The 24376-nt window shown below is 69.5% G+C and carries 15 protein-coding genes and 1 pseudogene; 6 read left to right on the top strand and 10 right to left on the bottom strand.

The features are described from left to right. Positions 1 to 17: 17 nt before the first annotated feature. The 4 genes from B072_RS0105085 to B072_RS0105065 all read left to right on the top strand — a co-directional run bounded on the left by B072_RS0105085 (position 18) and on the right by B072_RS0105065 (position 4924). Complete coding sequence (locus B072_RS0105085; RefSeq protein WP_018528853.1) at positions 18 to 629, top strand: N-acetylmuramoyl-L-alanine amidase; 612 nt, start codon at positions 18 to 20, stop codon at positions 627 to 629. Positions 630 to 799: 170 nt separating this feature from the next. Further along, the gene (locus B072_RS0105080) at positions 800 to 2068 is read left to right on the top strand and encodes a GAF domain-containing protein (protein WP_018528852.1); all 1269 of its coding nucleotides are present in this window, start codon (positions 800 to 802) and stop codon (positions 2066 to 2068) included. Between the two features lie 76 nt (positions 2069 to 2144). Then, the gene (locus tag B072_RS0105075; RefSeq protein ID WP_018528851.1) at positions 2145 to 3668 is read left to right on the top strand and encodes an aldehyde dehydrogenase family protein; all 1524 of its coding nucleotides are present in this window, start codon (positions 2145 to 2147) and stop codon (positions 3666 to 3668) included. 452 nt (positions 3669 to 4120) lie between these two features. Further along, a complete protein-coding gene (locus B072_RS0105065) occupies positions 4121 to 4924 on the top strand; it encodes a hypothetical protein (protein WP_158689152.1) in 804 nt (267 codons plus the stop codon). A 6-nt stretch (positions 4925 to 4930) separates the two neighbouring features. Here B072_RS0105065 and B072_RS0105060 read toward each other — a convergent pair whose 3' ends face one another. The 3 genes and pseudogenes from B072_RS0105060 to B072_RS0105050 all read right to left on the bottom strand — a co-directional run bounded on the left by B072_RS0105060 (position 4931) and on the right by B072_RS0105050 (position 6924). Continuing rightward, positions 4931 to 5503: a hypothetical protein gene (locus B072_RS0105060; protein ID WP_026245464.1), complete on the bottom strand. Its 573-nt coding sequence runs from the start codon at positions 5501 to 5503 to the stop codon at positions 4931 to 4933. 205 nt (positions 5504 to 5708) lie between these two features. Continuing rightward, positions 5709 to 5984, bottom strand: a pseudogene (locus B072_RS42455) (transposase); the annotation flags it as partial. A 382-nt stretch (positions 5985 to 6366) separates the two neighbouring features. Next, the gene (locus B072_RS0105050) at positions 6367 to 6924 is read right to left on the bottom strand and encodes an alkyl sulfatase C-terminal domain-containing protein (RefSeq protein WP_234018795.1); all 558 of its coding nucleotides are present in this window, start codon (positions 6922 to 6924) and stop codon (positions 6367 to 6369) included. Between the two features lie 108 nt (positions 6925 to 7032). Here B072_RS0105050 and B072_RS42450 point away from each other — a divergent pair, with 108 nt between their 5' ends. Both B072_RS42450 and B072_RS0105040 read left to right on the top strand, forming a co-directional pair. Then, complete coding sequence (locus tag B072_RS42450; RefSeq protein WP_078506295.1) at positions 7033 to 8463, top strand: MFS transporter; 1431 nt, start codon at positions 7033 to 7035, stop codon at positions 8461 to 8463. Positions 8464 to 8507: 44 nt separating this feature from the next. Beyond that, positions 8508 to 9755 (top strand): cytochrome P450, encoded by a 1248-nt coding sequence (locus B072_RS0105040; protein WP_018528844.1) that lies wholly within the window; start codon positions 8508 to 8510, stop codon positions 9753 to 9755. A gap of 87 nt (positions 9756 to 9842) precedes the next feature. Here B072_RS0105040 and B072_RS0105035 read toward each other — a convergent pair whose 3' ends face one another. The 7 genes from B072_RS0105035 to B072_RS0105005 are packed head-to-tail and all read right to left on the bottom strand — an operon-like array spanning position 9843 to position 24373. Next, complete coding sequence (locus tag B072_RS0105035; protein WP_199791007.1) at positions 9843 to 13841, bottom strand: non-ribosomal peptide synthetase; 3999 nt, start codon at positions 13839 to 13841, stop codon at positions 9843 to 9845. An 11-nt stretch (positions 13842 to 13852) separates the two neighbouring features. Then, the gene (locus B072_RS0105030; RefSeq protein ID WP_018528842.1) at positions 13853 to 18523 is read right to left on the bottom strand and encodes a non-ribosomal peptide synthetase; all 4671 of its coding nucleotides are present in this window, start codon (positions 18521 to 18523) and stop codon (positions 13853 to 13855) included. Next, positions 18520 to 19305 (bottom strand): thioesterase II family protein, encoded by a 786-nt coding sequence (locus tag B072_RS0105025; RefSeq protein ID WP_018528841.1) that lies wholly within the window; start codon positions 19303 to 19305, stop codon positions 18520 to 18522. Before B072_RS0105025 ends, B072_RS0105030 begins: the two co-directional genes overlap by 4 nt. 8 nt (positions 19306 to 19313) lie before the next feature. Next, positions 19314 to 20060, bottom strand: a complete 747-nt coding sequence (locus B072_RS0105020) for a thioesterase II family protein (protein WP_026245462.1) — start codon at positions 20058 to 20060, stop codon at positions 19314 to 19316. Between the two features lie 24 nt (positions 20061 to 20084). Next, on the bottom strand, positions 20085 to 21356 hold the full coding sequence (locus B072_RS0105015; protein WP_018528839.1) for a cytochrome P450: 1272 nt from the start codon (positions 21354 to 21356) through the stop codon (positions 20085 to 20087). Beyond that, positions 21340 to 23271 carry a non-ribosomal peptide synthetase gene (locus tag B072_RS42445; protein WP_199791006.1) on the bottom strand — a complete coding sequence of 644 codons (1932 nt, stop codon included), beginning with the start codon at positions 23269 to 23271 and terminating at the stop codon, positions 21340 to 21342. The genes B072_RS0105015 and B072_RS42445 overlap by 17 nt, the downstream gene beginning before the upstream one ends. Then, positions 23261 to 24373, bottom strand: coding sequence for a branched-chain amino acid aminotransferase (locus tag B072_RS0105005; protein WP_018528837.1), 1113 nt, complete (start codon positions 24371 to 24373; stop codon positions 23261 to 23263). The genes B072_RS42445 and B072_RS0105005 overlap by 11 nt, the downstream gene beginning before the upstream one ends. Between the last annotated feature and the right edge of the window lie 3 nt (positions 24374 to 24376).

The raw sequence follows: 24376 nt of genomic DNA, 5'->3' as shown, positions 1-24376 counted from the left end.
CGAAAGGCAGGATCGTCATGGACCGAGCAAGAGGTTCGCACTCCCCCGGCACCAGCCGCCGCCGTCTCCTCCAGGCCGGGGCGCTCGCCGCGGTACCCGGAGCGCTGCTGCCCGCGGGCCGCGCCGCCGCCGGAGCGCAGGCGGTCGACTACCCCCTGGCCGAGTCCGTCCCCGCGAGCACCTCCAACTACACGGTCTCCAGCCGCCCTTCCTCCTATCCGATCGACTACGTGATCATCCACGTCACGCAGGAGACCTACGCCGACACCCTCGCCATCTTCAAGAACCCCGCCAAGCAGGTCACCGCGCACTATGTCGTCCGTTCGTCCGACGGACACGTCGCGCAGTGCGTACGCGAGAAGAACATCGCCTGGCACGCGGGGAACTGGGACTACAACACGCGCAGCATCGGCATCGAGCACGAGGGATGGGTGGACAAGCCGCAGTACTTCACGGACGCGATGTACCAGCAGTCGGCGGCACTGACCGCGTCGATCTGCGCGCGCTACGGGATCCCGAGGGACCGCGAGCACATCCTCGGACACGTGGAGGTGCCCGGTACGGACCACACGGACCCCGGCCCGTACTGGGACTGGACCCGCTACCTGAGGATGGTCAACTTCGCCTGACCGACAGCGACCGGCCGGTCCTCACACCCCCACGCGGCATGTGCCACCTCGTGCGATCGGTGCCGCGCGCCTTGTCGGTCTCCGTCCCCGGAGCGACGATGTCCCCACCGCCGTCAGGAACGTGCCGGGTGAGGAACGCGTCGAGTGAAGAACGTGTCGGGGAGGCAGCGTTGACCGATCCATGGGTCGCCCTGGAGCCGGGTACCGATCCGTCCGAGCGGGTGCGGGCGCTGCGTCGCGCCCACGACCGGTTCACCGCGGCGGGCACCGTCGCCCGCCCGGTGCGGCCGGTGGTCGCCGCGTCGTGGCGGCGTTCGGCGGGCGCGCACGTCAACCCGGACGCCTCGGCGTCGGTGGAGCTGACCGACAGCGATCTCGGGGCGTACCGGGCGGAGCATCCGCTCTCTGCCGTCATGCCGCTGTTCCGCGAGCTGATGGGCACGTTCGCGACGGACGGCGAGCATCTCCTGGCCGTGTGCGACACGCAGGGCAGGCTGCTCTGGGTCGAAGGGCACGCGGTCACCCGGCAGCGGGCGGACCGGATGAACTTCGTGCCGGGCGCCCTCTGGTCGGAGTCGGCGATGGGCACGAACGCGCCGGGCACGGCGGTCGCCGTGGACCGCCCGGTGCAGGTGTTCGCCGCCGAGCACTTCATCCGCCAGGTGCAGCCGTGGACGTGTGCGGCGGCGCCGGTGCACGACCCCCGCACCGGCCGGCTGCTCGGCGCGGTCGACATCACGGGCGGCGACGGGCTCGCGCATCCACACAGCCTGGCGTTCGTGCAGGCCGTGGCGCGTGCGGCCGAGTCCCAACTCGCCCTGCTCACACCGCAGTCCAGCAGGGAGCAGGGACTGCGCCTTAATGTGCTGGGCCGCGACGAGGCCCTGCTGCTCACCCCGTCGGGCAAAAAGGCCCGCCTCAGCCGCCGGCACAGCGAACTGCTCGTCCTGCTGGCCCGCCACCCGGAGGGCCTGACCGGCGACGAACTGCTCTGCCAGCTGTACGAGGACGAGTCCGTGACCCCCGTGACGCTGCGGGCCGAACTGGCGCGGCTGCGCCGGGTGCTGGGCACGGGCGTCCTCACGTCACGCCCCTACCGCCTCACCGTCCCCGTGGAGTCGGACCTGGACACGGTCGAGCGGCGCCTCGGCTCAGGGTCGGTGACGGCGGCGGCGTCCGCGTACACCGGCCCGCTGCTGCCCGCGTCGCAGGCGCCGGCGGTGGCTCGTATACGGCGCAGGGTGTCCGACGGGCTGCGGGCGGCGCTCATCGCCCGCGGCGATCCCGACCTGCTCGCCGACTGGGCGCACGCCCCGTGGGGCGAGGACGACCTCGACGTATGGCAGGCGCTCGCGGCGGTCCGGCCGACGCCGCCGGTCCTGGCCCGCCTGGCCACGCTGGACGCCGAACAGGGCGCCGGGCCCGCGCACGCAACGTAGCTGCAACGTACGCGCTCCTAGCCTCCCGAGCGAAAGCTGCCCAACGGCGGGCAGCCGAGACAGGAGGCAACTCACCATGACCCGCTACGCAGCCCCGGGCACCCCGGGCTCCGTCGTCTCCTACGAGGCCCGCTACGACCACTTCATCGGCGGCGAGTACGTACCGCCCGCCCGTGGCCAGTACTTCGAGAATCCCTCACCGGTCAACGGGCAGCCGTTCACCGAGATCGCGCGCGGCACCGCGGAGGACGTGGAGCGCGCCCTCGACGCCGCGCACGCCGCCGCGCCCGCGTGGGGCCGTACGTCGCCCGGCGACCGCGGCGACATCCTCCTGAAGATCGCCGACCGCATGGAGCAGAACCTCGAGCTCCTCGCGGTGGCCGAGAGCTGGGAGAACGGCAAGCCGGTCCGCGAGACGCTGGCCGCCGACATCCCCCTGGCCATCGACCACTTCCGCTACTTCGCGGGCGCGGTCCGGGCGCAGGAGGGCAGCCTCTCCGAGATCGACGACGACACCATCGCGTACCACTTCCACGAGCCGCTCGGCGTGGTCGCGCAGATCATCCCGTGGAACTTCCCGATCCTGATGGCGACCTGGAAGCTCGCCCCGGCCCTGGCCGCCGGCAACGCGGTCGTCATCAAGCCCGCCGAGCAGACCCCGGCGTCGATCCACGTCTTGATGGACCTGATCAAGGACCTGCTCCCGCCGGGCGTCGTCAACATCGTCAACGGCTTCGGCGTGGAGGCGGGCAAGCCCCTGGCGTCGTCCTCCCGTGTCGCGAAGGTCGCCTTCACCGGCGAGACGACGACGGGCCGCCTGATCATGCAGTACGCCTCGGAGAACATCAAGCCGGTCACCCTCGAACTCGGCGGCAAGTCCCCCAACATCTTCTTCGACGACGTCTGGGCGAAGGACGACGACTTCCGCGACAAGGCCCTCGAAGGCTTCACGATGTTCGCCCTGAACCAGGGCGAGGTCTGCACCTGCCCCTCCCGCGCACTGATCCAGCAGGGTCACTACAGCGAGTTCATCGACGCGGCGATCGCCCGCACGGAGGCCATCAAGCCCGGCCACCCCCTGGACACCGACACCATGATCGGCGCCCAGGCCTCCAACGACCAGCTCCAGAAGATCCTCTCCTACCTGGACATCGGCCAGCAGGAGGGCGCCAAGGTCCTCACGGGCGGACAACGCATCGAGTACGACGGCGAGTTGGCGGGCGGCTACTACGTCCAGCCCACGATCTTCGAGGGCACCAACCGCATGCGGATCTTCCAGGAGGAGATCTTCGGCCCGGTCGTCTCGGTCGCCTCGTTCGCCGACTACGACGACGCCATCAAGATCGCCAACGACACCCTGTACGGCCTCGGGGCCGGCGTGTGGACCCGCGACATCAATACGGCGTACCGGGCCGGGCGTGCGATCCAAGCGGGCCGCGTCTGGACGAACTGCTACCACGCGTACCCGGCGCACGCGGCGTTCGGCGGATACAAGCAGTCGGGGATCGGACGGGAGAACCACCGGATGATGCTGGACCACTACCAGCAGACGAAGAACCTTCTGGTTTCCTACAGCCCGAAGAAGCTTGGGTTCTTCTAGAGCCTCAAGTCGGTTGCCTGGAAGGAGTTTTGCCCTTTCAGGCACCCACGGGCACAGCCACCATCCGTGACCAGGGTGGTGGGCGTGATCACACGGCAGTGTGCTCTCGGGTGGTCTCGAGGCGTTCACGTTGTTGACGGAGGTGCACGAAGTTTTGGTACTCAGGGACGATCGCCATGAAGTCATGGCGTCCATCTGGATCCGTTCAATGAAGCTGCCGATGCCGATGAGTGCCATTCCGTACGCACCGTGCTGCTCACCAATCTGCGTCTCGGTGACCTCGTTGTCGGGCGGCAGATCCTCCTTCTCTGCGATGTCCGCGAGCAGGACCTAGGTGTCGCCCGTCCCGGGCCGGCACCAGGGCTCTACCGGGTCAACAGAAGATGCTCAGCACAAGCGGGCGGGGTTCTATCGGAATCCCAGCTCGTGATCGCGTTCAAGGTGAGATCCCTATGCCGACAACCGCCGGTTCTGCCCGTCCGCGCCTTCGCCGGGCCGCCGTCGCCGTCGCCGCTGCCGCTGCCGTGCCCGCCCTTTCACTCCTGTCCATGGGGCCCGTCGTGGCCGCTCCGGTGCCACAGGACGGCGTAAGGGTCCCCCAAACTCTGCGGCCCTGCGTGGAAAGGGCCCTGCAGCGAGCGGCCGACCGGTGGTTCTGCACGGCGGAGGGGCTGCGGGAGTCCGTGCGCCTACTGTCGGGGCAGTCGGAGGACCGCTTCACACCGCTCGCGACACGCCCCGTCCATGTATCGGGACAGGACCAGGGACGTCGCGATGGCGAGTGGTGCGGTGACATCACGTGCCACCGCGTCATCAGCGACTACATCGCCGAGTCCGTGGCCAACGGCATCTACGGGACAGGACACGCTGTCGAGGGGCGTGTCCGATTCACTGTGCGCACGTCGCTCAACGGCCGTCAGCCTCGGTTCAAGGTGTCGTTCGATGTGATGGTCGGCCCCGCCATCAAGCCGATGCTCACCGTGTCCTGTCAGGACAGCAACGGAGGCCTGCCGGAAGGGGGCTGCGGGAGCTGGCCCGTATCGCCGAAGGCATTCAAGCGCACCTGGACCTCAAAGCTCATCCACGGGAACAGGCTCGAGGACGATTCCACGTATCACGCGACGCTGGGCGCACAGTTCGAGGCCCAGGGTGTTCCCAAGCCGGGTGGAGGCCCGTGGACGGCCGACACGTTCAAGACCAAGTCCTGGGACTGCTGGACTCCACGAGGTACGCCTGCTCTCTGCGAGTTCAAGTGATCCGGTTCAGGTGAACGACGGGTCCGGCAGCGCAGCGGCCGGCACCTCGAACTGGGCCTCGGGCAGCTCGACGTTCAGCTCCAGTGCATCGAACCACTGTCGTCCTGCCGGCGAACTCCACGTCCGTACGACTCCGCTGGCCTCGTCGACCTCGACGGTGAGCGGCACTGGTTCCGCCGTCTCCATCGGATCGAACCGGACGGTGACCAGGCTGGGACGGTCCGGTGAGGACGGCAGGATCCGGGCCGGACGGTACAGGTCGCCGGGGCGTCCCCACAGTGGCGCGGCGTCCGGGAACAGCATCATCCACAGACCGACGCTGTGGTGAGCCCGGTCGGCCGGCACCCAGTACCAGGTGTCTCCGTCGGGGGACGCGGAGCGGACCCCGTCCGACACCACACGCAACGCCCCGTCCAGTTCGACCCGCCACTGCTGCGGGGCCCGGAAGGAGAATCGCCTCTCCTGTCGGCCGCGCCGCCGCGACTCTTCCCGCCATACACCGCGCGCCGTGCGCGGCGATGCCGCACGCATCAGCGCGCACACCTCGTCCAGCGCGCGCTGTGAAGCGTCCTGTGCCATGTTTTCGTGCCTTCCGCGTCGAGTTGGTCCACGACGCTACTCGGCAACCGCGGGCGCCGCCTGCCGCAACACCGGGCGCTTCCGCCGCGTTCTCCTTCGCTCCCCGGCGGCGGCGCGGCAGGTGACCTCGTCGAGGCTGATCCACGACGCCGGTGCACTGCCGCCACCTCGCGCACGCTCGATGGCCTCACCACCGGGTACACCCCTACCGGGCCGCGTAGCGTGTGAGGTACCGGACGATCTCCCGCCGGGTCTTGCCCTCCTTCAGCCGGCGTTCGTAATACTCCTGTGTACGCGCATCAACGCGTAGGCGGGTGAACACGATGCGGTGCAGTGCGGCGTTGGCCTGACGATCACCACCCCGGTTCAGGCGGCGGAAATACCGGCGCCCCGAAGAACGCTCCACCGGGCTGACTCCACACAGTGCGGCGAACGACGCCTCGCTCTCCAAGCGTTCCGAGTTGTCACCCACCGCGACGAGCCGCGCCCTCCGCGCCTCGACCTCATCGATGTACTCAGACATCTGGCCAATCCGGCACACCAGCAGCCCCAGGGTGATCCGCGAGTGGCCTGCAGCACCCTCTCCTCAGGCCCGCTCGCCAGCACTATGAACTCCTCACCACGATCCGGACCAGATGCGGACCAACTCGGCTTCGCAGCGCACGATTCCACTTGTTTCCGCAGGCCAACAGTGCGATCGGGCGTGTACCCCAGCAGACGAAGAACGTTTTGACTTCATACAGCCCGAAGAAACTTGGGTTCTTCTAGAGCTCAAGCCGGTTGCCTGGGACCGTCATTGCGCCCCGGGCAATCCGGCGCGTGCGGTCGGTCCTCCCCTACACGCAAAGCAGCCGACCGCTCGGTCAGGGCGTCACGATGTCGAAGTCGGGGTCGAACGCGTCGAGGAGCCCGCCCAGCGTCAGAAGAACGGTGTCGTCGCCGTCGAGACGGAGCTTTCCGGACTCGACGAGCGGGGCCGCGCTCGACGGGTTGAGCAGAACACCCACCAGAGCCGCCTTGGGGCCCGTGACGGTGAGTTGCGTGTCCGGGGCGGCGCCGCGACGCGCGTTGAGGACCCCGCGCGCGACCCACATCGACCATGTCTCGTCCATGTCCGTGAAGCAGAAGTCGATCCGGAGGTCGGCGGTCGCCGCCTTGTCGCCGATCAGGTGGACGGCGGCGTAGTCGAAGAGGATGTCGACGGGCATGGCGAGGACGGTGTCCGGACTCGCGGTGGCGAACGTGGCGGGCTGGACGCCCTCGCGCAGTTCCTTGGCCGCGGTGAGGAAGATGCCGCGCCACTGCGGGCCCTCCGCCTGATAGCCCATCTGCTCGTAGGCGTCGGCCTGGAGATCCCGCGCCGCCTGGTCCTCGCGATCTGAGTGATCGGATGCGACGCGTCTTCGACCGACGCGGGTCACCCGGGCCGGGGTGAGCGCCGACACCATTCGGCGCGATCGACGTCCGGCTCCGGGACGTGCGGTCGCACTCGGCCGTTTCGCGGATCGCGCTGTCCCAGAATTCGGGGGATGCACTCCCGCCGAGCCCTCCCCGACCATGGGCGTCAGTGCGCGTCAACACAAGCCATCTACCACGCCGACAGGCATAGATCGGACGGTCGACCGGTGCGAAGGTTCACGGTGCTCTGCGGGGGCTACATCGCGAGCTTGACGGGCACGGCGCTGACCGCGTTCGCGCTCACCGTCTGGATCTATCTGGAGACCGGCTCGACGATCCAGTTCGCCGTCGGTTTCATCCTGTCGCTGCTGCCGGCGATCGCGCTCTCCCCCTTCGCCGGAGCACTGGTCGACCGCTGGAACCGGCGCACGGTGATGCTCGCCAGCGACATGGTGGGGGTGTGCACGAGCCTCTCCCTGGCCCTGCTCTCCGGCCTGGGGGTTCTCCAGCCCTGGCACATCTTCATCACCATCACCATCCGCTCGGCGCTGGGAGCGTTCCTCGTTCCGGCGCTGAACGCGAGCGTGACGCAGCTCGCCCCCCGCAACCAACTGGGCCGCGCCAACGGAATGGTGATGACCGCGACCGCGGTGAGTCAGACCGTGGCTCCGGCACTCGGCGGGGTGCTCATCGTCGCGATCGGGCTGCCCGGAATCCTCACCATCGACTGCGTGACGTTCCTGCTCAATATCGTCATCCTCCTGCGGATCCGCATCCCGCGGCCCGCCGCGCCGAAGGAGCGACCGGCCGGCATTTTCGGAGAGATCCGCGAAGGCTGGAGCCACCTCGCCACCCGGCGTGGGCTTGTCCCGCTGCTCTGCTTCTACGCGGCGCTCAATCTGGCGGTCGGTTTCGTCGACGTCCTCTTCACGCCGCTGGTCATCGGCATGGCCTCGGTGACGGCGCTGGGTGCGGTGCTGTCGGCCGGCGGGGTCGGCATGTTCCTCGGCGGCGCCACCATGGCCGCGTGGGGAGGGCCGCCGAAACGGATCCACGGCATCGCCGGGCTGGCCGTGCCGCTCGGGTTCTTCCTCTGCCTGGGCGCCCTGCGCCCGAACATCGCCCTGGTCGCCGTCGCCGCCTTCGGCTTCCAGTTCTCCTCGATGATCATTGAAGGAACCAGCCGGAGTGTTCTGCAGACCGAGGTGGAGCCCGGCTTGCAGGGTCGTGCCTTCGCCACCTTCAACATGATCACCAACACGGTGCTGTTCACCGGCTACATGCTCGCCGGTCCCGTTTCCGAGCGGATCTTCGAGCCGCTGTTGCGTCCGGACGGCGCCCTGGCGGACACCGTCGGCCGGGTGATCGGCACCGGTACGGGACGCGGCTCGGCCTTCCTCATCCTGCTGCTCGGGGTGGCCGTCCTGATCGTTGCGCGGCTCGCCTACCTCTCACGCGACCTGCGTGCCTTGCGCGACGACGTGCCGCTGACCGCCCCGACCGCCAGGAACGCGGCACCGAAGCCGCGGGTCGACGCGGTCGGCTCCTCCACGGGCCATTGAGCGGCCGCCCGGCTCCGACCACTACCGATCCAGGAGGACCCGGCATGGACGACGATCCGGTCGCCGTGGGCGGAGCGCCCGCTCCCGCCGATCTGTTCCCCAATGGCTACGACCCCTTCGACTTCCGGATCCATGAGGACCCGTATCCGTTCTATGCCTGGATGCGGGAGCACGCTCCCGTGTACCGCAACGAGGAACGGGACTTCTGGGCGCTGTCCCGCCACGCCGACGTCGTCGACGCACTGCGCCGGCCGCGGCGGTTCTCCAATCGGTTCGGCATCTCACTGGAACCCGAACTCTGGGGCCCGCACGCCCCCAAGACCAGCTTCTTCCTCGCCATGGACCCGCCCGACCACGGTGTCTACCGCGCGCTGGTCTCCAGCGCCTTCACCCCGCGCAGCGTGGCCGCGATGGAAGCGCGGATCCGCGAGATCACCCGCGACCGGCTCGACGCCCTGCGCGGTCAGCAACGCTTCGACTTCGCCACCGACTACGCCGCAGCCCTGCCCAACGACGTCCTGTGCGAAATGCTCGGCATACCCGAGTGGGACTGGGACCTGATCCGCGCGGACACGGATGCGCTCAACGTACGCGAAGACATGTCCGACGAGCGGGGGCCGACCGCGACGGCGGCAGCGCTGCGCATGGCCCAGTACTTCGTCGCACTCGTCACCGACCTTCGCAAGAGCGGCCCCGGCGAGGACCTGACCTCGACCCTGATCGCGGCAGAGGTCGACGGTCGACGACTGACCGATTCGGAGATCGTCGGATTCCTGTTCGTCATGGTCGGCGCGGGCAATGAATCCACCGGCAAGACCATCGGCAACGCTTGGTACCACGGGCATCTCGATCACGAGGTCCAGCGGGCCGGACTGAACGGGAACGCCGACAAATGGGCGAGCGAGACGTTGCGCTACGACTCGGCGAGCCAGATGGTGGCCCGTCGCCTCACCGAGGACATCGAACTCCACGGCGTCCGGCTGCGCGCGGGTGCCCGGATCGCCGTCCTGCCCGCGTGCGCCAACCGCGACCCGCGGGTCTTCCCCGACCCGGAGCGCTTCGACCTGGAGCGCGACACCAGCAAGATGATCAGCTTCGGGCACGGACCGCATCACTGTCTCGGCTCGGTGCTGGCCAAGATGGAGATGCGTATCGCGCTGGAGGAGATCGGCGCCGCCGTGTCCGCGTACGAGATCGACGCCGATCGTGCGCGCCGCGTCCACACCCCGCACCAGCGCGGCTTCGCCTCTCTCCCCTGCGAGGTCACCTGGCGCACCGCGCGGGCACACTGAGCCGGGGCCTGTTCGAGACTCCTCGGGCGGGCGACGGGGGTATCGGAACACGCCCTGGGCCGCTGCCCACGGGCGGGTCGGCCGACGTCAGCCGGCCAACGTCGACGCTCCGCAGCGGCCGCAGTGGCCCTGCAGGGACTTCTCGATCACACCGGCCAGCGCCTCCGCCTGGTCCTGGAGGAAGTAGTGACTGCCCTCGGGGATCACGGCGAGGTCGACACTGGTGCTGAACCGGTCCCACAACCGCACCCCACGGCCGTATCCGGTGGTCATCGGGTCTGCGGTGCCCGCGATGAACGTGATCGGTGTCGAGAGCGGCGTGAGCGGCTCCGCCGGCTCGCTCAGCCACGGCTCGGTCCCGCGGGTCCACACGTCGGCGAAGTAGCGGCCGCCCTCGGTGACGTCGTGCCGGAAGGCTCGCATCACGAACGCGATGGTCTCGTCGTCGACCTCACTGCCGAAGCCGCCGATGGAACGCAGATAACGCACCTCCGCCTCATCGGCTTCGGGCACACTCCCCCGGGTCGTTCCCACCGTCCGCGCGCCCACCCGGAGCCACCCGCGCTGCACCAGCGCCGCCAGCACCCGCTGGATGGCGCGCCCGATACGACGCGGCTCGTAGAACGGGTAGGAGGCGCCCAGGAACAGCCGCTCGACCGGTCGCCCCGCGGCCTCGACGCGGCGGACGACCTCGACGGCCGGCGCCACTCCGACGCAGTGCCCGTAGACGGCAATCGGGCCGGGCGGCAGCTCCAGCACCGCGGCGGCACACTCACCAGCGATGGCGTCGATGGACCGCAACTGCGGGTCGCTGCCGGGTTCGTGTCCCGGAAGCGTCACCGCCTGGAGCGACACATCGGGCGACAGATGACTGGCGAGTGCGCGGTAGGCGATGGCGCTGCCGCCGCCGAACGGCACGCACACCAAGTGCGTCGCAGGCTGTACACGCGGTGCCAGGCTCAGGAGCATGCCCGCCGTGGACCCCGGTGACTGCAGCGCGGCTGCCAGCCCGCGCACGGTCGGGTGTGTGGTGATCAGCGGAACGGTGGCTCCTTCGATCCGCCGCACCGCGCGCACCGCGTCGAAGGATGTTCCGCCGAGTTCGAAGAAGTCACTGTCGCGCTCGATCGACCGCACCCCGAGCACGGCCTCGAAGGCGGCGGCGACGGCCTTCTCGGCCGAGGTCTCCGGTCCCTTCCACGGACGGCCGTCCGTCACCTGCACCGCTGTGCGCGGGTCGGGCAGCTTCGCCCGGTCGAGCTTTCCGTTGGGGTTCAGCGGCATCGCGGCGAGGACGGTGACCGTCGCCGGCACCATGTGGCGCGGCAGCCGCTCGGCGAGGTGGGCCCTCAACTGTGCGGGCACCCCCTCCCGGTCGGCGTCGGCATCGGAGACGGTCACGTACGCCGCGAGCTCGCGGTGTTCGCCGCGTACATGCACAGTGACCGCACTTTCGCGCACCGCGCGATGGCTGGTCAGGGTGTGCTCCACCTCTCCGAGTTCGATCCGATAGCCGTTGATCTTCACCTGCCGGTCGACGCGGCCGAGGAATTCCAGTGAGCCGTCCGCGAGCCTGCGCACCTTGTCGCCGGTGCGATACAGACGTCCGCCGGGGCCCGCCAGCGGATGCGCGACGAACGTGGCTGCGGTGAGGCCCGGCCGTCCCACGTACCCGATCGCAAGCTGGACGCCCCCGAGATACAGCTCACCCGGTACCGACCGAGGCGCCTCCGCGAGTCGGCCGTCCAGGACGTGGGCCCGCACGTTGGCCACCGGCCGACCGATGGGGACCACCCCTGGAGGGGCTGTCCCTGCGCAGTCCCACCACGTCACGTCCACTGCGGCCTCGGTCGGCCCGTAGAGGTTGTGCAGCTCGACGCGCGGCAGGAGTTGCGCGAACCTGCGGGTGAGGCCATGAGGCAGTGCCTCGCCGCTGCAGAGCACCCGGCGCAGGGCCGGCAGCTCAGCGGCGCCCGGGTCGTCCACGAACAGTTCCAGCATCGACGGCACGAAGTGAGCGGTCGTCACCTTTTCGTCCGCCAGGAGCCCGGCCAGATAGGCCGCGTCCTGGTGTCCGCCGGGGCGGGCCACCACCATCACCGCACCCGTGATCAGTGGCCAGAACAGCTCCCACACGGAGACATCGAAACCGAACGGCGTCTTCTGGAGCACGCGGTCGTCCGGAGTCAGCCCGAAGGTGTCCTGCGCCCACAGCAGACGGTTGAGGATCGCGTCGTGCGTGATCGCGACGCCCTTGGGGCGTCCAGTGGATCCGGATGTGTAGATGACGTACGCGATATCGGAACCCTGCGCCGCAATCGGTGGCCGACGCGTGCCGGCCTCCTGCGCTGCCAGGGGGGCGACGACCTGACGCGCGCCCAGCCGACGTGCCAGGGCCGCCAGTTCCGGCGGTGCGATCACCACCTCCGCCCCGGCGTCGGCCAGCATGAACGACAAACGTGCCTCGGGCAGCGAGGGCTCCAACGGCAAGTACGCCGCACCCGCCAGCTGGGTGCCCAGGACCGCCACCACGAGGTCCACGGAGCGTTCGAGGCAGACCCCGACCGTCGCTCCGCGACGCACGCCCGCGTCGGCCAGTACCGCGGCGACCGCGCACGACCGGTCCCACAGCTCGGTGAAGGTGAGCACGCCCTCCTCAGCCACGACCGCGGGCGCCGTCGGCGTCCGCTCCACCCATCGCCGCACCAGCGCGGGCAGGACTCCCCCGTGGTCGTCGTAGCGGGCGAACCCTCCGGACGCCGCCGGTTCCGGCTGCCCGGACCGCGCAAGGCCCGAGGCAACACCGCCGATCCTCGCCTGCCGCGTCAACCCGGTCAGGGCAGTCCGGAAGGCACCGAGGATCTCCTCGACCTCCTGGGAGCCGATCCGGTCACGGTGATAGAGCGCACGCAGGGTGGAAGCCGCGGTGACGAAGACGGTCAGGGGTTCACTGGTCTTCTCGAAATCCGTCAGCCCGCGCACCGTCAGCTGCTGCGCGTCGGTCCCCTCACCGAGATCGACCGGGTAGTTCTCCAGCACCAGCAGAGAATCGAACAGCGGCTCGGTCGCCGTGACCCCCGTCCAGGACTTGATCTGGGCGAGCGGACTGAACTCGAAGCGGCGCGCGGCCGCGTGCAGCGCCTGGACTTCGCGCAGCCACTCTCCCGTGCCGCGGTCCATGGGAACCGTCAGCTGCAGCGGGAGGCTGTTCACGAAACTGCCGACCATCCGCTCGACCTGCGGCAGCAGGGCGGGCCGGCCCGAGCAGGCGACCCCGAACCGCACGTCCGAGCCTCCGCCGAAGCACTCCACCACGAGGGCCCATGCGGCCAGCATCAGCGTGCCCGGCGTGACACCGTGCCGGGCAGCGGTCCGACGCAGGGCCGTACTCAGCTCTTCGCCCAGCACGAGATTGTGCTCGTCGATGATCGAGGGCGGAGCGTCGGGCGTGATCGGCCGCAGAGGCCCCAGCGGGTGGAACCCGGCGGTGTCGCCAAGGGTTTCGACCCAGTACTCCCGTGCCGCGCCCAGGTCCTGCTGCTGGAGCCAGGCGATGTAGTCGCGATAGGGCGGAGCAGGTGCCGGCGGCGGCGATCCGGTGGTGAGGCTTTGGTAGCGGGCGATGACCTCCCCGATGACCAGCGGCACGGACCAGCCGTCGACCGGAAGCATGTGGTGGGTCCACACCACGAGGTGCCGCTCGGTGCTCAGGCGCACCAGGTCGAGGCGGAGCAGGGGTGCCTGAGCAGGATCGAACCCGGCCGCCCGCTCGGCGGCGAGAAGCTGCTCGGCCTTCTCGTCCTGTACGGCCGACTCCAAGCCTGACCAGTCGTGACGGCGCAGTTCGATGGGCACATGGCGGTGCACGACCTGCAGGGGCGTGTCCATGCCCTCCCAGTGGAAAGAGGTGCGCAGCGCCGGATGCGCGCGGACGGTCTGCTGCCAGGCGGTCTCCAACGCCTGCGCGTCGAGTCGCCCCTCGACTGCGAAACTGTGCTGCGCCAGGTACGTGTCGGAGTCTCCGCCGTAGAGGCTGTGCAGCAGCATGCCCTGCTGCAGCGGCGACAGCTCGTAAACGTCCTCCACGTCCTCCACGCTCACTCAGCCCGCCTCTCGGCGAGCCTGCCCAGCAGGCCGTCGAGCTGGGATCGGTCGACACGCGCGAGCGGGAAGTCCGCGGTCGCGCCCTCGGGCGACACCGCGCCGATCAGGGAGCGTACGTGCGCGACGTAGCTCAGGCAGAGGCGTTCCACGGTCGCCGGGTCGTGCCGCCGTGTGCCGTATCCCCAGTCGACGACGAGTTCACCGTTGCGTATGCCGGCGCTCACCTCAAGGGGACGGGGACGGAGTTCGGACGGGCTGCGGTCCCCACCGATGGTCTCCGCCACAACGGAGAAGGTCCCGGACGCGGACTCCATGGCCCTGCCCGTGTAGGAGAAGGAGAGGTCGACCGGCGCCGCGTCCAACGGCTCGCGCCCCTGCCGCAGCATCTGCCAGCCGGTGCCGCCCGCGGGCACGGCCCGCAGGGCCTCCTTGACGGTGCGCAGCGTCTCTTCGCCGGCAGCGTGCAGGAGCAGCGGGTGCGTGGGACTGAACCAGCCGATGGTGCGCGTCACATCGACGTCGTCGAACAGCTGGGCCCTGTCGTGGCGGACGACCTCGACGAGGTGGCGCTCGGCACCCGTCCACTCCGCGAGTGTGCGGGCCAGCGCCGACAGCAGCAGTTCCTCGACCGTGCACGCGAGGCGCTCGGGCGCCGCGAGCAAGGTCGCGGTCGCGGCCCGGTCGAGGCGCGCGGTAGCGGTTCGGGAATCGGCTTGGGTGTCGGGCCCTTGCGCCTCCGGATGGTCCTCGGGCAGCCGCCCGCGCCACTCCTCACCGGGACCTACGGTCACCGCCTCGGTCCAGTACGGGCGCTGGCCCTGTACGGAATCCGACGAGGCGTAGGAGGCCAGCCTGCGCGTCCACGACTGCCACGACGTGGTCTTCGGCAGGAACCGCAGCGGCTCACCGGCCGACAACTGCACCACCGCGGTCTCCAGGTCCTCAAGGAGGATCCTCATGGACGCCACGTCGGCCACGAGCCGGTGAACCACCACGACCAACTGGTCCGCTCGCCCCTGTCCGGGGCGCAGCAGCGCGACCCTGATCAGTGGCCCGACCGCCGGATCGAGGCTGTGCTGCAACGCGGCGAAGATCTCCGCGGTCCGCAGATCCGGGTCCTGCCCGGCGGAGAAGTCGTAGTGGGCGAACGGTGTCTCGTCACCGCGCGGGGCGAGGCGCGACCGGGTCCGGGCCCCTGCGAGCAGCAACCTCTGGCGCAGCCCGTCATGATGCCCGATCACCGCTTCGACGGCCGCCCGCAGCACGTCGGGCTCGACCTTGACGGCGAGGTCAAGCAGCACCGAGAGGTTCCACTGCGCGGGTGTCGTCAACTCGGCTGTACAGAAATCGTGCTGGGTCGGCGCGAGGGGTGCCGGACCTGTGACGTCCGCCTGCTCGGCGTCGACGGTGCGGTCGGCCTCGACCACCACGGCGAGCTGAGCCACCGAAGGGTTCGCGAAGAGGTCGTACGGAGTCAGCCGCAGGCCCGCCTGCTGCGCCTGGGCGACCACCTGGATGGCGAGGATCGAGTCGCCGCCGACCTCGAAGAAGTTTTCGTCGACGCCGATCCGCGGGACACCGACCACACCGGCGACGATGCCGGCCAGTGCCTGTTCCGTCGCCGTTGCCGGCGCACGGAAGCCTGCTGCGCCGGCCGTGTCCGCGTGGCCGGGGGCGGGCAGACGCGCGCGGTCGATCTTGCCGTTCGCGTTGAGCGGCAGCTCCGCCATCTCGACGAACGCCGAAGGGACGAGGTAGGAGGGAAGCCGTTCGAGGAGGAAGTCCCGCAGGCCGGCGGCGACTGCGGTCATGCCGGCCGACGGCACCACGTGGGCGATCAGCCGGCGGTCTCCCGGGGCAGGTTCATGGACCGTCACCACGGCCTCCGCGACCCCGGGATGGTCGGTGAGGGCCGATTCGACCTCGGTGGGCTCGACGCGGAAGCCACGGATCTTGACCTGCGTGTCGACCCGTGAGTGGAACTCCAGGTTGCCATCGGTGCGGCGGCGCACCAGGTCGCCGGTGCGGTAGACCCGCTTGCCCGGTCTGGTCGGGTCCGCGACGAAGCGCTGTGCGGTGAGGGCCGGGCGTCCCAGATAGCCTCGGGCCAGGCTGACACCGCCGATGTAGAGCTCGCCCACGCCCCCCGCCGGGACCGGCCGCATCCGGCGATCCAGGATGCGCAGGTCGGCCGAGGGGAGCGGGGTGCCGATCGGCAGATTCGGCCACTCCGTTTCCGGGTCGTCAGGGTCCAGCCTGAAGAAGGTGGAGCTGACGGTCGTCTCGGTGAGCCCGTAGACGTGGGCGAGGGGAACACCGGTGCGGCGCCACATGGCGAGGCGTTCGGGCAGCACCCGCTCACCACCGATGATCACCAGTCGGAGGTGTCTCGGGAGTTCCACGCCGAGCCGGTCGATCTCACGCGCCCACTCGTGCCAGTAGGCCGTGGGCAGTTCCATGACGGTCAGGTGTTCCCGCTCGATCAGCGCCGCGAGATCGTCCTCGCCGTTGATCAGGTGTTTCGTCGGCATCACCACGGCGCCGCCGGCGAGCCAGGTCGGGAACAGCTCTTCGGCGAGCACGTCGAAGCCCGGCGAGGCGAACTGCAGGAACCGGTCGCCGGTGCCCAGGCCCAGGCGATCCACCACCTCGCGCGCGAACACCGCGAGCGGCCGGTGCTCGATCACGGCGCCCTTCGGAGCGCCGGTCGAACCCGAGGTGTAGACGACGTACGCCGCCGCTGCCGGATCCGGCAGGTCGAGGTCCCCCTCGTCGCCCGTGGCGTCGTCGGCCTCGTCGGCCTCGTCGGCCTCGTCGATGAGCACGGTGGTCCACCCGCCGGGGCCCGGCGCGTCCGCCAGCAGTTCTTCGGTGACCAGTACGTGCGCATCCGCGTCCCGGAGCAGGAACGCCATGCGTTCGGGCGGGTACGTCGGGTCGATGGGCACGTACGCCCCGTGGGCCTTGAGTACGGCCAGGATCGCCACTGCCAGGGCCGGCGACCGCTCGACCAGGACACCGACGCGCGCGTCGCGCCGGACTCCCGCGGCACGCAACCGCCGGGCGAGCCGGTTCGCACGCCGGTTGAGTTCCGTGTAACTCGTCGCGGCACCGTCCCAGATGACCGCCGGGGCGTAGGGAGCGATGCGCACCCGACGCTGGAACAGCTCGACGAATCCGCTCACTTCGGTCGAGTCCGCCGGCTCGCTCTGCGCGGCGCCGGCATTGAGCTCCACGGCCCAGACGGGGGTGTCCGGTTCGTCGACGAGGTGGCGGAGCACACGCTGGAACTGTTCGGCCAGCAACGCGATCGTGGCGGGGTCGAAGAGTTCGGACATGAAGTGCCACTGGATCTGCAACGTCCCGGCGCTCGGCGTGACGTTGAGCGTGAGGTCCACCGAGGTCTTGGCCGGTGCGATCGACACCGGTGTGATGCGCAGCCCCGGCAGTTCCAGCGTCATGTCCGGCACAGTGAGCACGTTGATCCAGACCCGGCTGAACGAGGTGCGGGTCGAGTCGCGTCCGAGGTCGAGGCCCTCGGCCACCTTCTCGAACGGGAGGTCCTGGTGGTCGAGCGCGCCGGCCAGCGTCGCGTGGGCCTCTCGCACGACCTGGCGCAGCGTCAGTTCGTCGTGCATCCGCACGCGCAGCGGCAGTGGGTTGGCGAAACTCCCGATGAGCCGCTGGGTCTCCCCGCGCGTACGTCCCGACACGAGGGAGCCGACGACCACGTCGTCCTCGCCCGAGTACCGGTTGAGCAGCACGGAGCAGGCAGCCAGCAGTACGCCGAACAGTGAGGCGCCCTCCTTCTCCCCGAACCGCTGTACACCCGCCGCCAGTTCCTTCGGGAGACGCATGTCGTACACGCCGCCGGCGTAGGTCGGGCGCGCCGGACCGGGGCGGTCCACCGGGAGTGCCGAGTCGGCGGGCATGCCTGTCAGCTGCTCGAGCCAGTAGCGGACTTCGCTCTCCTCCCGCTCCTCGCTGCGCTCCTGGCGCTGCCACACGGCGAAGTCCCCGAACTGGATGTCGAGCGGCGGAAGATCTGCGCGGGCGTCGCCGAGGCGGCTGCGGAACATCGCGGCCAGCTCCTCGACGATGATCGCCAGCGACCAGGCGTCCGAGGACGCGTGGTCGGCTGCGAACAGGGCCACATGCACCTGTGCTTCCAGCCTGAGCAACGTCACCCGCAGGCGTTGCGGGTCCGCGGGGTCGAACGGCCGCGTCATGTCGCGGCGGGCGAGCCGCGTAACCTCGTCCGTCTGCTGCTCCGGGGCGATGTGCGTCAGGTCCACCACCGGTGTCGGCACCGGTGTCACCGCCTGGACGACCTGCACCGGTGTCCCGTTTCCGTCGAGTTCTATCGTCGTACGCAGCACCTCATGGCGCTCGACGATCTCGGTGAGGACGCTGCTCAACAGAGTGAGATCGAGACTGCCTTCCAGCCTCAGAGCGCCGGTGATGTTGTTGACCGAGCGGATCTGTCCGACCGCCCACTCCCGGTGCTGGGCGACACCCAGCGGAACCGGAGCGGATCGGTCGCGTGGCAGGATCCGGTCCACCGCGCCCTGTCCGCGAGCGGCCGCGCGGTCGGCCAGCCGAGCCTCGAGAACAGCCCGCTGCGCCGGCGGCAGCGCGGCGATGCGCGATTCCAGGTCGCTCACTTCGCCATTCCTCCGTTCGTCGGCGACAGCACGTCACCGAGCGTCCTGCCGATGGAGTCGATCACCTTTGCCTCGGACGCGGAGTCGAAGAAGTGCCCGCACGGCAGCACGTCCATCGAGAACGCCGCCGTGGTCTCGTCCTGCCATGCCCGCATACGATCCGGGCCCGCCTCCGCGTCGTGCTCCGCGGCAAAGGCATGGACCGGGATGTCGAGAGGAACTTCGGGGTGGAAGTCGTGCGTGCTCAGCACCGACAGGTCCGCCTCCAGTACGGGGAGCAGTGCGGCCAGCAGTCCCGCTTCGGCGAGCACGGACGGCGGAGTGCCTCCCATCTCCCGCACATAGCCTTCGAGTCCGTCGTCCCGGTCCTGCCAGAGCCAGCTTCCGTCATCGAGTGCCGGCCCGCCGCTCGCGGCCACGAACAGCGCACAGGGGCCCGGCAGATCGCGTTCGCGCAGGGCATGCGCGAACGCCCACGCCACCCGGGCGCCCATGCTGGATCCGTAGCAGGCGAAGCGCCGGCCCAGCGACGGCCGCAGCACCTCGATCAGCTCCTCCACCAGCGGCTCCATCCGGGCATGGCGATCTTCGAGAAACCGGTCCGCTCGGCCCGGAAGCTGTACGCCGACCACGTCCACGGACGGGAGCAGCGCGGGCCAATGGCGGAACATCCCCGCGCTTCCCCCGGCGTAGTGGAAGCAGAGCAGCGTGGTCGTCCCGGCCGGGGCGGGTCCGGCGAACCGCTTGAGCCAGCGCCGTTCCCGCTCCGTCGGCGTGGCCATGGCGCCGGTCACGAGCCGTGCCCGAGTGCGGCACCCATCAGGTCGAGCAGGTCGGCCGGCGCCTCGATGAACCGGTGATGGCTGCCCTCCAGCAGCACCGACTTCGTGTCCCCGCATGTCGGCCAGCCGCCCATGGTCGCGTACGGGATCTCCTTGTCCCCGGTCCAGCCGACGGCGATGATCGGGCACGGCAACCGGACGGGTGCGGGCACGACGTAACGTCTGTTGGTCTCCACGTCGGCGCGCAGAACCTCCAGGTACAGCTCGATCAGTTCGGCAGACGGCGTGCCGCCCAGTTCACGGATCAGCTTCTCCAGCTCGGCGCCCAACTCGTGGTCGTCCATCTCGAGGAACCTGCCGGCGGGGCCGTCCTGCGGGGCGACCTCGGACGAGACGAACAGCGCCGACGGAATCGCCACGTTCCGCGTGACCATCTGCACCGAGGTCTCGTACGCCGCGAGCGCCGAACCGCAGTGGCCGAAGAAGCCGAACGGCACGTCGAGGTGAGGCGCGAGCCCTTCGGCCATCTGCTCGCCGAGCTCCGCGTAGGAGGTGAAGTTGGGCTCTGCGAACCGTGACTCGTGTCCCGGAAGCTCGACCGGCAGGAACTCCACCCCGTCGCGCTGCGCGGGCCACTGCCGGTACATGCTCGCACCACAACCCGAATAGGGAATGAGGAAGACCCGTGCGCGCGCGCTCCGCGACGGTTCACGGGGCAACCAGCGGTTGCGCAGGGGAGGTCGCGACGAGGACATGGGGAACCCTTCCGACGTTCGGACTCAGCCTGTGTGGGCGGGCGACGCGGTGATCGGCAGCTTCCGGTGGCCGGAGACGAAGTTGGACCGCAGTCGCTGTGGTTCACCTGCGGGCTCGAACGTCGTGAAGCGCGTCAGCAGCTCGTTGAACAAGGTGCGCAGGGTGACCCGCGCGACGGTGTGCCCGACGCAGTAGTGCGGGCCGATTCCGAAGGCCAGATGCTTGTTCGGGCGCCGTCGCATGTCGAACCGCTCCGCGTCCGGGAACACCGTACTGTCACGGTTCGCGGCGCCGAGCCAGCTGACCACCGCGTCACCCGCCCGTATACGAGTCCCGTGCATGACCACGTCGTCGACGGCGTACCGCATGAAGTGGCTGACGGGTGAGCCCAGCCGCAGTGCTTCCTCCACCGCGGTCGGGGTGACGGTGAGATCCTCGGCCCACCGGTCGAGGGTTCCGTCGGCGATGTGCTCGGTCATCATGTAGTTGGGGGCGTGCGGCGTCGTGACGACCGCTCCGAGCAGCACGCTGTAGCAGTTGGACATGACCTCGCCAGGGGTCATGGTGCGTCCGTCCACCTCGGTGGTGATCAGCACACTGACGAGGTCGTCTCCGAGGTTGCGACGCCGCTCGGTGTAGATGTCCTGAAAGTAGGCGAACAGTTCGCGGTGGGCGGCGTCAAGGGTCGCCTGGGTGCCGCCCTCCTTCTGATAGGCGGGATCGTCGGCGGCGATCGAGGCGACCAGGAGTTCTCCCAACCGCGGCCAGTCCGCACGCGGCAGCCCCATCGACTCGCCACCGATGGCCACCGGCAGTGCCAGCATCGCCTCCGCGAAGTCGAAGCCACCGTCGGCGGCCAGGGGTGCCAGCGCCTCGTCGACCAAGCGGCTGATCATGCTCTGCTGCTTCTCGATGGACTTGATGGCGAGCGCCTTCTGCAGGCGCGCCCGCATGACGGTGTGACGCGGTGGATCGGTCGCGGCGATCTGCCGTCCGCCGGCCGGGTCCTCGGCACCCAGAATATTGATCATGGTGCCGCGTTCCGAGGTGAAGGTGGCGGCGTCCCGCAGAACCCTCTCCACATCGTCGTACCTCACCACCGACCAGAAGCCTCTGTGGTCGTCCACCTGCGTCCACTCCAGATGGTCCTCCTCGCGCATCTGCGCCCAGACGCCACGAAAACCCAGTTCGGTGAAGGACGCGGCATGCGCCAGGCCGGCGGAAGCCGCACCGACGGGACAGCCCCCGGCCGGAACGCCGGACGAGTCGGCCTCATGCCTACTGAGCGGACGCATCCGTACTCCTCTCGGGCCTGGACTCCCCCGCACTGCCCCGAAGCTCCTTCGCGAGTTCCGCGATCGTGGGTCTCAGGTACAGCGTGCGTGCGGGCAGTGTCGCCTCGAACTCCACGGGCAGAGCGGCCAGCAGCTCCGCGGCGAGCAGGGAATGTCCTCCCAGGTCGAAGAAGTTGTCCTCGACGCCGACCTCGTCGATGTCCAGCGCCTCGCTCCAGATCTCCGCCAGCCGTGCCTCGACGGAGTCCCTGGGCGCCACGTACTCGTTCCACACGTTCCGCGGAATCCTTGCCGACGGCAGTGCCGAACGGTCGACCTTTCCGTTCGGGTTGAGCGACAGCTCGGGGTGAATGACGATCGCCCACGGGACCAGGTGGGCCGGCAGCACCGCCTGCAACTGCTCCCGCAGCGAGGCGCTGAACGCCGCCCAGGTCGACGGGTCGCGTTCCCCGGCCGCGACATACGCGATCAGACGCGTATCGCTCGCCCCGTAGCTGCGAGGCACCACCGCGGCCTGCACGACACCGGGGAGGCGCAGGATCTCCGACTCCACCATGCTCGGCTCCACGCGGTAGCCACGAATCTTCAGCTGCCGATCGACCCGGCCGAGGAACTCCAGGGTGCCGTCGCCCCGCCACCGCGCAAGGTCTCCTGTTCGGTACATCCGGCTGCCCGGTGCCGCCGCGGGATCGAGGTCCGCGACGAAGCGCGCCGCTGTCTCCGCCGGTCGATGCAGGTATCCGTTGGCCACCCCGCTGCCGCCGACCCACAACTCGCCGGCCTCTCCGTCGGCCACGGGCCGCAGGTCGGGACCCCGCACCACGGCGGAACTGCCGTCGATCGGAACCCCGATGGGCACCGTGGATTCCGGTCCGGACTCGCGGGTGGTCCAGCAGGTGCTGAAGGTGGTGTTCTCCGTCGGTCCGTAGCCGTTGGTGAAGAGCATGTCGGGGTAGGCGGTCATGACCCTGCTGACATGGGCGGGGGAGAGGACATCGCCACCGGCGAGCAGATGCCGGATCCCCGACAGTCCGTCCAGCTGATGCGTCACCATCTTGTGGAACAGACCTGACGTCAGCCACAGCACGGTGACGCCTTCGGCACGCATGATCCCGGCCAGGTCGGCAAGGTCGAGGTTGGCGTGCAGCGCTGGTCCCAGGGCGAGCCGCAGACCCCGCACCAGGGGCATCCAGATCTCGAACGTGGACACATCGAACCCGACACGGGTGAGCTGGAAGAACACGTCATCGTCGCGGACGTCGATCCAGGAGGGGTCGTCGACGAGCCGGAACACCGCCCGATGCGACACGACCACGCCCTTGGGGTCCCCGGTGGAGCCCGAGGTGTAGCAGACGTACGCCGGGCTGTCCACGGGCATTGCGCAGGCCTCGGCACCCCCTTCGGTGTCGAACGAAGCCGTCTCGGGCTCGATGTCCTCGGCGTCCTCGGCGTCCTTGACGTCCTTGACGTCCTTGACGTCCTTGACGTCCTCGACGTCCTCGACGTCCTTGACGTCCTCGACACACACCACGACCGGCAGGTCGATCGCGTGTGCGGAGTCGATGTCGGTGAGGGCGTGTCGGGCGCGGGTGTCGGCCAGGATCCGCTCCCGCTGACCGGTTGGCTCCACCGGGTCCAGATAGAGATAGGCCCCACCGGCGCGCAGCACCGCTGTCAGCGCCACGATCAGGTCGACGGACCGGTCCAGCAGGACCACCACGATGTCTCCGTGCGCCACCCCGGCGCTCCGCAAGCGGCGCGCCAGCGCCGCCGATCGGACGTCCAGCTCACCATAGGTGATCCGCAGATCTCCGTGGCTGACAGCGATCGCGTCGGGTGAGCGACGGGCCTGCTCGACCACCATCTCGTGGATACACCGAGGCTCCCTCGGCCGGGCCTCGACTTCAGCGGACATGATGGACCCAGCCTTCCGGATCGGGGGCCGAACCGTGCTGGATTCCCAGCAGCTCCCGGCGCAACCGAAGTGTCACCGACCCCGGTTCGCCGTCGCCGACCGTCCATCGCCCGCTCTGCGACTTCACGGTGCCGACCGGCGCTATCACCGCCGCCGTACCGCAGGCGAACACCTCGGTCAGCTCGCCCGACGCGCACTCCTCCCGCCATTGGTCCACGGACACGGGGCTCTCTGTCACGTCGTAGCCCATCTTCGGCGCCAGGGTGAGGAGAGAGTCACGCGTGATGCCCGGCAGCAACGTGCCCGTCAGAGGCGGCGTCGTCAGGAGCGGGCGTCCGCCCGGCCGTGCGTGCACGAAGAACAGGTTCATTCCCCCCATCTCCTCGGCCCACCGGTGCTCCATGGCGTCCAGCCACACCACCTGGTCGCACCCGTGGGCCGTTGCCTCCAACCCCGCGGCGAAGGCGCCCGCGTAGTTGCCGCCCGTCTTGGCGAAGCCCGTGCCACCACGGACGGCCCGCGTGTAGGCCGTGGACAGCCAGACCGTCAGGGACTTGGGCGGTCCCCCGCCGAAGTACGCGGTGGCGGGCGAGGCGACGACACAGAACAGGAAGGTCCGCGACGGGTGAGTGAACCCGAGCGAGGGATCCGTGGCGATCATGAAGGGGCGCAGGTACAGGCTCCGACCGGCTCCTTCCGGCACCCAGGCACGGTCGTGGGCCACGAGCAGTTCGACCGCTCTGACGAAGATCTCCGGGGGCAGTTCGGGCATCGCCATGCGCCGCGCCGACGCGTTGAACCGTGCCGCGTTCGCAGTCGGACGGAACAGCGTGACCGCTCCGTCAGATTGGCGGTACGCCTTCATTCCCTCGAACATCGCCTGTCCGTAGTGGAAGACCGAGGTCGCCGGCTCCAGCGTGAAGGCGCCGTACGGTTCGAGGCGTCCGTCGTGCCAACCGCGCCCTGCGGACCAGCGCAGCGTCACCATGTGATCGGTGAAAGTCTGCCCGAACCCCGGCTCTTTCAGGACTGCTTCACGTTCGGCCGCCGGCAGGGGCCGACTCGTCGGGCGGATCTCGAAGTCCATCGTGGCGGCGGTCATCGC

Origin of the sequence: Streptomyces sp. HmicA12, assembly GCF_000373565.1 — a bacterium.
In the GTDB taxonomy this organism is placed as follows: Bacteria; Actinomycetota; Actinomycetes; order Streptomycetales; family Streptomycetaceae; genus Streptomyces.
This window is presented reverse-complemented; position numbering and strand designations above follow the sequence as displayed.

Bases quoted from the DNA above. Each gene is read 5' to 3' on its own strand.
- B072_RS0105020 (WP_026245462.1), bottom strand. From the start codon at position 20,060: ATGTCCTCGTCGCGACCTCCCCTGCGCAACCGCTGGTTGCCCCGTGAA.
- B072_RS0105005 (WP_018528837.1), bottom strand. From the start codon at position 24,373: ATGACCGCCGCCACGATGGACTTCGAGATCCGCCCGACGAGTCGGCCC.
- B072_RS0105015 (WP_018528839.1), bottom strand. From the start codon at position 21,356: ATGCGTCCGCTCAGTAGGCATGAGGCCGACTCGTCCGGCGTTCCGGCC.
- B072_RS0105065 (WP_158689152.1), top strand. From the start codon at position 4,121: ATGCCGACAACCGCCGGTTCTGCCCGTCCGCGCCTTCGCCGGGCCGCC.
- B072_RS0105040 (WP_018528844.1), top strand. From the start codon at position 8,508: ATGGACGACGATCCGGTCGCCGTGGGCGGAGCGCCCGCTCCCGCCGAT.
- B072_RS0105075 (WP_018528851.1), top strand. From the start codon at position 2,145: ATGACCCGCTACGCAGCCCCGGGCACCCCGGGCTCCGTCGTCTCCTAC.
- B072_RS42450 (WP_078506295.1), top strand. From the start codon at position 7,033: ATGCACTCCCGCCGAGCCCTCCCCGACCATGGGCGTCAGTGCGCGTCA.
- B072_RS42445 (WP_199791006.1), bottom strand. From the start codon at position 23,271: ATGTCCGCTGAAGTCGAGGCCCGGCCGAGGGAGCCTCGGTGTATCCAC.
- B072_RS0105025 (WP_018528841.1), bottom strand. From the start codon at position 19,305: ATGGCCACGCCGACGGAGCGGGAACGGCGCTGGCTCAAGCGGTTCGCC.
- B072_RS0105060 (WP_026245464.1), bottom strand. From the start codon at position 5,503: ATGGCACAGGACGCTTCACAGCGCGCGCTGGACGAGGTGTGCGCGCTG.
- B072_RS0105085 (WP_018528853.1), top strand. From the start codon at position 18: ATGGACCGAGCAAGAGGTTCGCACTCCCCCGGCACCAGCCGCCGCCGT.